The following is a 7,947-nucleotide window of genomic DNA, read 5'->3' as shown; positions in this document are numbered from 1 at the left end:
TCGCCCCTTCCGAGGCCCCGGCGCCGACTAAAGTATGCAGTTCGTCGATAAATAAGATTACCCGGCCCTCCTGGGATTTCACTTCTTTAATTACCGCCTTTAAACGCTCTTCAAATTCTCCCCGGAATTTCGATCCGGCCAAAAGCGAGCCTAAATCCAGGCTTAGAATTTCTTTGTTCTTAATGGTTTCCGGAACATCGCCTTCGACAATGCGCTGGGCCAGCCCTTCAACAATCGCGGTTTTTCCGGTTCCGGCTTCGCCGATCAAAACCGGGTTATTTTTAGTCCGCCGGGACAGAACCTGCATTATCCTCCTTATCTCGTTATCGCGCCCGATTACCGGATCAAGCTTTTTTTCGCGGGCGAGCTTAGTTAAATTATTGGTGTATTTTTCCAAAACCTGGAATTTCGATTCCGGCTCCGGGTCGCTGATACGCGCCGACCCCCGAAGCTCGGACAAAACCTTCAATACTTTTTCATATTCAATGCCGTGGCGCAGTAAAATATCCTGGGCTAAAGACTTGACGCCGATTAAAGACAAAAATAAGTGCTCGGTCGAAATATATTCGTCTTTTATCTGGTCGGCTTCTTTTTTAGCCCGGTCTAAAACTAACGCGACTTCCGAAGTTCCCTGGACCATGCCGATTTTTCCGGCCACCCTTACTTTGGGCAGGCGGTCCAATTCCCGGTCAACATCCGAGATTGCGTCCTGGACGGAAATTTGGAGCTTTTCTAAAATCGGGATAATAATGCTGTCAGTCTGCTCCAGGAGGGCGGAGAGCAGGTGCAAAGCCTCAATATATTGCTGGCCGTTTTCCTGGGCTATAGTCTGGGCGCTTATTATGGCTTCCTGGGATTTGTGGGTAAATTTATCAAACATAGTATTTGGTTAGTTATTATAATTTATCCGAATCTATTTATTATTACGCGGAAATTAAGATTTTTGATTAAGCTTACTGTTTTAGCACTCTCTAAGTTAGACTGCTAATTAATATATCTATTTTTAAACTCGATGTCAAGTATTATCAAAGGTTTCTTTAGGCTGTCAATTCCTATATTATCCCGCGTCATTTAAGACGCAAGAAAAGCCCCGTCCTTTCTCATCATTTTAAGGCTCAAGATTTTCAAAAAATAAACCTGGATTGCCTGTCTATAATTTAGCAAAAAAACCCGGATTTGGAAAGGAAAATTGAAAAAAATAAAAAGATGTATTATAATGAAAATATGCCTAATATTAAATCAAAAAGCCTTTTTATCGCTTTTATCCGCCTAAAAACGCTTTAGGACGCCTAAATTCTTTTATTTGGCCTATGGAAAAGATTAAAATTTTGGGAGTAAACATTTCCAAGTTAACCGGCGATGCGGCAAAAACAATCGGCGGATTATTAGAGGATGGCCGCAAGCATTTGGTTGTTACCGTTAATCCCGAGATGCTGTTAGCCGCCGCCAAAGACGAAGAATTCTATTACATCCTTAACCGGGCCGATTTAGCTTTGGCTGACGGCGTGGGTTTGGTTTTCGCGGCCTGGGCGATGGGAAAAAATATTAAAAGAATTACCGGCGCCGATTTGGTTAAAGATGTATTTAAGCTGGCGGAAGAAAAAAAATTAAAGGTTTCCATCCTGAACTGGGAAAAATCCTTATCCAAAAATAATGATATCGAAAAAACCTTAAAGGACCGCTATGGAAAGCTGGCGTTTGAAGTGATAACCGTAAACCGCGATCATAATAAAATGGACAAGGAAGCGTCCGGCGAAATTATTTTTACCAATCTCGGCGCGCCGTTCCAGGAAAAATTAATTTACCACCACCTAAAAAATTGGAAAAACGCCAGGCTGGCAATCGGCGTTGGCGGCGCTTTGGATTTTTTAACCGGAAAAATAAAAAGGGCGCCGAAAATTATGCGCCTCTTGGGCCTGGAATGGCTTTGGCGGCTCGCAATCGAGCCGAAAGCGCGGTTTAGAAGAATAATTAATGCCGTAATCGTTTTTCCTTTCAGGTTCATTGTCTGGAGATTTGTTAATCCGTTCCGCTACCGGCCTAATGTTGCTTGCCTGGCTTATAAAAAAGAAAATGGCGGTTATAAGATAATAATAGTAGAAAGGACCGGAGAACCCGGGCATTGGCAATTGCCCCAGGGCGGGATAGATAATATGAAGATAGAAAATGCGGCCTTAAAAGAGCTTTATGAAGAGCTGGGTTCGGAAAAATTCAAAGTAAATAAAATCTATAAAAATATTTATCGCTATAAATTCGGCCAACGGAAAGAAGAGCCAAAGGAATATGCTTTAATGTCCCAGAAGCATCGCGGACATAAAGGCCAATCGCAAAGCCTGGCAGTAGCCGAATTTATCGGCTCTGACTCTGACATTAAAATCAACTATTGGGACCATTCGGCCTGGAAGTGGGTAAGCCCGGAAAAACTTGTAAAAGAAGTTTTTATTTCAAGAAGGGAAGCGACCGGGATTTTTTTAGAAAAGTTTAGGGAAACGGCAAAATAAAGCGGGGATAAAAATATGAAAATCGGAATTGATATAAGAACACTAATGGATGAGCGGCCGAGCGGAGTTTCTCTTCATAATTTTAATTTACTTCAGGAACTTTTTAAAATCGATGCAGATAATAAATACCGGCTTTATTATAATTCGTTCAAAGATGTTAAAATGCCGGAATTCGCCGAAGGCAATAGTCTGACGGTTCGCGGCCGCTATCCGAATAAAGTATTAAACTATATCCTGTTTAAAATTTTTAGCTGGCCGAAAATTGATATAAAGCTTGAAGCCAAGGCCTTCCTGATGCCTCATATTAATTTTATCGGTTTGTCGGATTTTAAAAAGCGGCCAGCCGGGCAGGGCAAGCGAGTTTTAGTAATCCACGATTTATCATTTATGCGCTATAAGGAATTTTTTTCCTGGCGAAAAAGGATTTGGCATTACTTCATCAACGTTAAAGAGCTAGTAAAAAATTTTGACGTAATCGCGGCCGTCAGCGAAAGCACAAAGCGCGATATAATGGAATTGTGCGAAGTCCCGGGAGAAAAGGTTAAAGTTATATATCCCGGGCTAGAAAGAGAATACCGCGTGCTTCCAAAGGCTGACGTTGGGCTCGAAAAAATAAAAGAAAAGTACGCCTTGCCGGAAAAGTTTATCCTTTTTTTAGGTACGCTTGAACCGAGAAAAAACATCGAAGGGATAATCCGCGCTTACGACGCCTTAAGAAAACGCGGGGAAATCGGGGAATACCAGCTCATTATCGCCGGGGGAATTGGCTGGAAAGCCAAGGGGATATTTAAGGAATACAAAAGGGCGGAATTTAAAAAAGACATAAGCTTTCTCGGCTACGTTCCGGAAGGGGACAAGGTTTATCTTTACAATCTCGCTTCCCTCTTCGTCTTCCCTTCTTTTTACGAAGGAATCGGCTTTCCGCCGTTGGAAGCTATGGCTTGCGGAGTGCCGGTAATCACGAGCTTTTGCTCCAGCCTGCCGGAGATCGCCGGAGACGCCGGGCTCTTAGTTGACCCCTATAATTCAAGTGATCTAGTTGAAGCCATTAAAAACGCCTTAAACAACCAGGGGCTTAGGGAGGAGCTTATTGAGAAAGGGCTTAAAAAAGCGGCGGGCTTTAGCTGGGAAATTGCCGCCAAAAGATATTTAGAAGTTCTAACCAAAAATTCTTAGTTTGTAAGTTGGCTGTTTGCGCGGCCTCTGGTATAATTACAGGAAAGAAACCCCTAAATAATTATGCTTGAGAGGGTAAATTTGAATAATTTTGATCTGCAAAGGATGGTTGTAATCGTCTTCATAATCTGTTTGACGGTTTTTTCATTTTTCGCGTTTAATAATTCCCGGGAAAAGTCCCGGGACGTAAAAAGAAAAGCCGACCTGCAGGTTTTACTGCTGGCGCTCGATATCTACCACGATAAGCACGGATTTTATCCGGAATCAAAGGATGACGTACAGGGCTGGGACGTAAGCTACGCGGCTGGCGGAAAGGCAGATGATTTTTTGGCGGTCTTAAAAGAGGAGAATTTAATTGACCGGGAAGTGCGCGACCCCTTGAATAATGATAAGTTTTTTTACCGCTATAAAAAATATCCGGCCGGAGTCTTTGGCTGTTCAAAGCCTTTTTACATCCTCCAGATTATAAATTTTGAAACCCAAATTGACGGCCGGGGCATGGGAAAATGCAATAGCTTTGACTGGACCAAGCAGGCTCCCTACGGCTATACTCTGCAAGGCTATGACTAAAGACTTGATAGGAGGTGATGAGGATGCGTAAAAGAAGGTTTATTTAGTAAAATCGCCTAGTTTAATTACGGCCAGCCGGCTATGTCCGCGCAGGTCTTTTTTTATTTGGACTTGGGCGGATGGCAGAATTTTTTTTGCCAGGCGCTGGATAGATATTTTTTGGCCCGGGTCGATTTCACAGAAAACATGGACAGAAGCTCGAGCTTGAATGCCGTTCACTGTTAACATGCTCCTTAGTTGCTGAAATAATTCCCGGTAATATTTTAACCCGTCAATTCCGGCCTCAAGCGCCAATCGCGGTTCATGTTTTATTGAAGGCGAAGTCTTAATCTGCTTCGGAGTTAAGTAGGGAAGATTGGCAGTGATGATTATCTTTTGATTTTGGCTTAGGTGATTGTGATTGGATTTTAGTTTAATTATCGGTTCGAGCAAATTTCCGTGATAAAATTTTATTTTATTTGCTACATTATTATGCTTCGCGTTCTTTTTCGCAATGTTCAAAGCTAGTTTTGAAATGTCGGCGGCAAAAAATTGAATGTCCGCGGTCTTGTTTTTTTCCATTAGCATTTTAGCCAGAGAAATAATAATGCATCCCGAGCCGGTGCCAACGTCAATGATGGCGAATTTTTTATTGCCATGGATATTTTTTTCTTTGGCCAATTCCAAAACTTCGTCTACTATTAGTTCGGTTTCCGGGCGGGGAACTAGCGTGTGTTTATTAACTATGAAATCAAAACCATAAAACTCTTTATGCCCTAAAATATACGCCAAGGACTCCCCTTTTTCGCGGCGTTTTAGCATGGCATCAAGCCTTTTAAGCTGGGTCGGGCTAAGCTTAATTTCCGGATGAGTTAAAACATATTCCCTTGATTTTTTCAAGAGATGTGCTAGTATTAGCTCCAGCTCAAAAGGGGGCAGTTTTTTTGTCCTTTGAAAATATATTATAAATTTTGTTTTTTTATCTATACGCATAGTGTAGGTTTATCTGGAGCGCCCGAGAATAGCTCTCGGGCTAAACGCAACGTTATTGAATTGAAAGGAAAAGAGATGAAAGAAAAGGCAGATGCGCATCTACAGTTGGCCCCCGGTTCAGTGGTTTTTGTCCCGCAATCGCCGAGCCGTGTTTTTCCGATAACGATTCCGGCCATTCTGGGAATCGTTCTGGATGCTCACGGGGTGGCGGAGGCGGGAATAAAATTACCGTCCGCAAAACCTAATACACGCATAATCAGGATTTGCGGACGCAATCCCGGCGCTAATCAGCACTTCTGGACGAATTATGATTTTCTTTTTCCAGGCCAAGGTTTCCGCACGGTCTGGGCTCCGGAAATGAGGGTTTCGGCCCTCAATACTCTTCTTCACAGAATTGGCTTTCATAAGGCCATTCTGGAGAATATCCGAAGCGGCGGAGAAGGCAGTTTTACCCAGGAAAGAGCCCGGGCTTGCGGGTTCGAACTGACGCCCCTCACGGTACACCACTCGCAGAGACAAGGGGAAATGCTTCATCTTCGCGTGAGCGCTAAATACCCTGGCACTGACGCGCTGATCAGGATTTTCGAGAAGTGTATCCCGTAGCCTTTCTGAAATTTTTTTCTAGGAGGGAAAAATGACTTCAAGAAAAAGGATTGCATTTTTTGGCCTTTCGGATAAGACCGCCTCGGCGGTCTTGAATTTGTTTATTAACGCCCGAACCGGCTACATAATTGATCGCTTTGCGGGCAATGAAGCAGAGCTCTTGAAAGCTGAAGACAGGCTGGGGGACTACGATCTGGCCTTGATCAATCCGGAAGTGTCCGGGTGGTACGGACGCGGGCCCGGAAGTTTTAGACTGTGCCACCAAATTATCTCCCGTTGGCGAAAGGCGCGGATAGAAATTCCGATATTCGCCGTCGCCGAAGTTGACGCTGAAGAGGAAGCTGGTCTCATTTGGGCCGGCTTGACAAAGGTTATTGACAATAAACCCTTTGAGATAGTCGATGCCGTAAGGCAATTGTTCCACGACAATGTTGTCAACGGAACAAAGGCCGCGAAACCCCAATCGAATTAAACTCCAATTGCCAACCAACGGAGGAAAATCATGTCTTTCGAAATACTTTGCGCCCTTGATCTTGAAAAATCCTGGGCGGCAGTCATCCAGGAAATGCTTAAGCGGGAGGGATACAAAGTTTTACTCTGCCGCAACTGCGCGGATGAAATATTTGACATCGATCTGGATCAGTTTAATCTCCTTATCATCGATCCGGTGATGACAGGAAGCAGATCTGATGCGCGTTCCGGGGGACTTCCTGTGGGTATTCATGCGGCCAGGTGCCTGCGGGAAAACGGCTGCAGAGTGCCAATCATGGCCTTTGCCGACGTTGGCAGAAAGGCTTTTGAAGAGCTTCTGGATGCCGGAGTTGATACGGTGGTTGATCTTAAGTGCTACCCTGAAACCGTAAACAAATACGTGCTTTCTGCGGTAGAGCGCTTAATAAAGATTGGCTGGGCTCTTCGGTAGAAATAAGCGAGAGTCGGCCGGAGTAAACCAAGCGTAAGCAAAGATATAACGGGCCGCCAACCTTCGGGATGGCGGCTATTTTTTTTGTTAAAAAACTTTCAGACCATCTTATTTTCACCTTGTTTTCAATTCCCTAACTCCTTTTTTAACTCCTCAATAACCGGCAGAAGATCGCCATCCATAATCCGGTCGATTGAGTGCCAGGATTTTTTTATCCGGTGGTCGGTTACCCGGTCCTGGGGAAAATTATAAGTGCGGATTTTTTCCGAGCGGTCGCCGGAGCCGACTTGATCGCGCCGTTCGGCCGCTTCCCGGGCGTGGCGGTCTTCTTCCATTTTTTGCAGAATCCTCGAGCGTAAAACCAGCATAGCCTTATCTTTGTTTTGGCGCTGGGATTTCTGGTCCTGGCACTGAACGACGACTCCGGTCGGGAGATGAGTAATCCTTACGGCCGAGTTGGTGGTATTGACTTTTTGGCCGCCCGGTCCGGAAGCCGCGTAGGTGTCAATCCGCAAATCTTCCGCCTTAATCTGGACGTCAACTTCATCGGCTTCGGCTAGAACCGCGACTGTAACAGCCGAAGTGTGGATCCGCCCGGCTTTTTCGGTTTCCGGAACCCTTTGCACCCGATGCGTACCGGCTTCGAATTTTAAATTGGAATAAACATTTTTTCCTTCAATGGAAAAAGTTATGTCTTTAAATCCGCCAATTCCTATTGGCGACGAATCAAGGATATTTATTTTCCAGCCGCTGCGTTCGGCAAACCGCGAATACAGGCGGTAAAGCTCGGCGGCGAATAAAGCCGACTCGTCGCCGCCGGTGCCGGCCCGGATTTCCATAATAATATTTTTTTTGTCAAAAGGGTGGGCTGGCGATATTTCGCTTTTGATTTGGGCCTCCAATTTCCCTTTTTTTTCTTCCAGTCCGGCCAGTTCATCTTTGGCCATATCAGCCAGTTCGCCTGATTCGCTATTTATTATTTCCCGGCTTTGCGCGATTTGTTCGATAGCGCTATTTAATTCCATTATCAAACCGGCCGCTTCCTTTAGGTCTGAATGTTCCTTGGAAACGGTTTTTAACCTTTCCGGATTAGAGGCGATTTTCGGGTCAGAAAGCTCTTTTTCCAGATTTTTGAATTTTTTCAAAATTTCTTCAAACATATTTTTAGCTGGCTTAAAGCGGAAGACTGATATGGCTATCGAG

At 44.5% G+C, this 7,947-nt stretch carries 9 protein-coding genes; 6 read left to right on the top strand and 3 right to left on the bottom strand.

Annotated elements, in window-relative coordinates:
* Positions 1-880: Clp protease N-terminal domain-containing protein (locus WC715_05850; protein ID MFA6171940.1), on the bottom strand; the 880-nt coding region annotated here is incomplete at its 3' end.
* A 430-nt stretch (positions 881-1,310) separates the two neighbouring features.
* On the opposite strand from WC715_05850, the gene WC715_05845 reads away from it, so the two are divergent.
* From WC715_05845 to WC715_05835, 3 genes are all read left to right on the top strand, one after another.
* Positions 1,311-2,501, top strand: coding sequence for a WecB/TagA/CpsF family glycosyltransferase (locus tag WC715_05845; protein ID MFA6171939.1), 1,191 nt, complete (start codon positions 1,311-1,313; stop codon positions 2,499-2,501).
* Positions 2,502-2,516: 15 nt separating this feature from the next.
* A complete protein-coding gene (locus WC715_05840) occupies positions 2,517-3,677 on the top strand; it encodes a glycosyltransferase family 1 protein (GenBank protein ID MFA6171938.1) in 1,161 nt (386 codons plus the stop codon).
* A 63-nt stretch (positions 3,678-3,740) separates the two neighbouring features.
* On the top strand, positions 3,741-4,247 hold the full coding sequence (locus WC715_05835) for a hypothetical protein (GenBank protein ID MFA6171937.1): 507 nt from the start codon (positions 3,741-3,743) through the stop codon (positions 4,245-4,247).
* A gap of 39 nt (positions 4,248-4,286) precedes the next feature.
* Here the strand turns inward: WC715_05835 and prmC are convergent, their stop codons facing one another.
* Entirely contained in the window at positions 4,287-5,219 is a 933-nt protein-coding gene (gene prmC, locus WC715_05830) for a peptide chain release factor N(5)-glutamine methyltransferase (protein MFA6171936.1), read from the bottom strand.
* Positions 5,220-5,294: 75 nt separating this feature from the next.
* Here prmC and WC715_05825 point away from each other — a divergent pair, with 75 nt between their 5' ends.
* The 3 genes from WC715_05825 to WC715_05815 are packed head-to-tail and all read left to right on the top strand — an operon-like array spanning position 5,295 to position 6,744.
* Positions 5,295-5,822, top strand: coding sequence for a hypothetical protein (locus tag WC715_05825; protein MFA6171935.1), 528 nt, complete (start codon positions 5,295-5,297; stop codon positions 5,820-5,822).
* A gap of 31 nt (positions 5,823-5,853) precedes the next feature.
* Positions 5,854-6,294 (top strand): hypothetical protein, encoded by a 441-nt coding sequence (locus tag WC715_05820; protein MFA6171934.1) that lies wholly within the window; start codon positions 5,854-5,856, stop codon positions 6,292-6,294.
* A gap of 30 nt (positions 6,295-6,324) precedes the next feature.
* Positions 6,325-6,744, top strand: coding sequence for a hypothetical protein (locus tag WC715_05815; protein MFA6171933.1), 420 nt, complete (start codon positions 6,325-6,327; stop codon positions 6,742-6,744).
* Positions 6,745-6,869: 125 nt separating this feature from the next.
* On the opposite strand, the gene prfA is transcribed toward WC715_05815, so the two are convergent.
* On the bottom strand, positions 6,870-7,904 hold the full coding sequence (gene prfA / locus WC715_05810) for a peptide chain release factor 1 (protein ID MFA6171932.1): 1,035 nt from the start codon (positions 7,902-7,904) through the stop codon (positions 6,870-6,872).
* Between the last annotated feature and the right edge of the window lie 43 nt (positions 7,905-7,947).

The organism is Patescibacteria group bacterium, from assembly GCA_041661505.1.
Classification (GTDB): domain Bacteria; phylum Patescibacteriota; class Patescibacteriia; order Patescibacteriales; family JBAZCA01; genus JBAZCA01.
This window is presented reverse-complemented; position numbering and strand designations above follow the sequence as displayed.

Coding starts and splice junctions, on each gene's coding strand:
- WC715_05835 (MFA6171937.1), top strand. CDS start 3,741: ATGCTTGAGAGGGTAAATTTGAATAATTTTGATCTGCAAAGGATGGTT.
- WC715_05815 (MFA6171933.1), top strand. CDS start 6,325: ATGTCTTTCGAAATACTTTGCGCCCTTGATCTTGAAAAATCCTGGGCG.
- WC715_05840 (MFA6171938.1), top strand. CDS start 2,517: ATGAAAATCGGAATTGATATAAGAACACTAATGGATGAGCGGCCGAGC.
- prmC (MFA6171936.1), bottom strand. CDS start 5,219: ATGCGTATAGATAAAAAAACAAAATTTATAATATATTTTCAAAGGACA.
- prfA (MFA6171932.1), bottom strand. CDS start 7,904: ATGTTTGAAGAAATTTTGAAAAAATTCAAAAATCTGGAAAAAGAGCTT.
- WC715_05845 (MFA6171939.1), top strand. CDS start 1,311: ATGGAAAAGATTAAAATTTTGGGAGTAAACATTTCCAAGTTAACCGGC.
- WC715_05825 (MFA6171935.1), top strand. CDS start 5,295: ATGAAAGAAAAGGCAGATGCGCATCTACAGTTGGCCCCCGGTTCAGTG.
- WC715_05820 (MFA6171934.1), top strand. CDS start 5,854: ATGACTTCAAGAAAAAGGATTGCATTTTTTGGCCTTTCGGATAAGACC.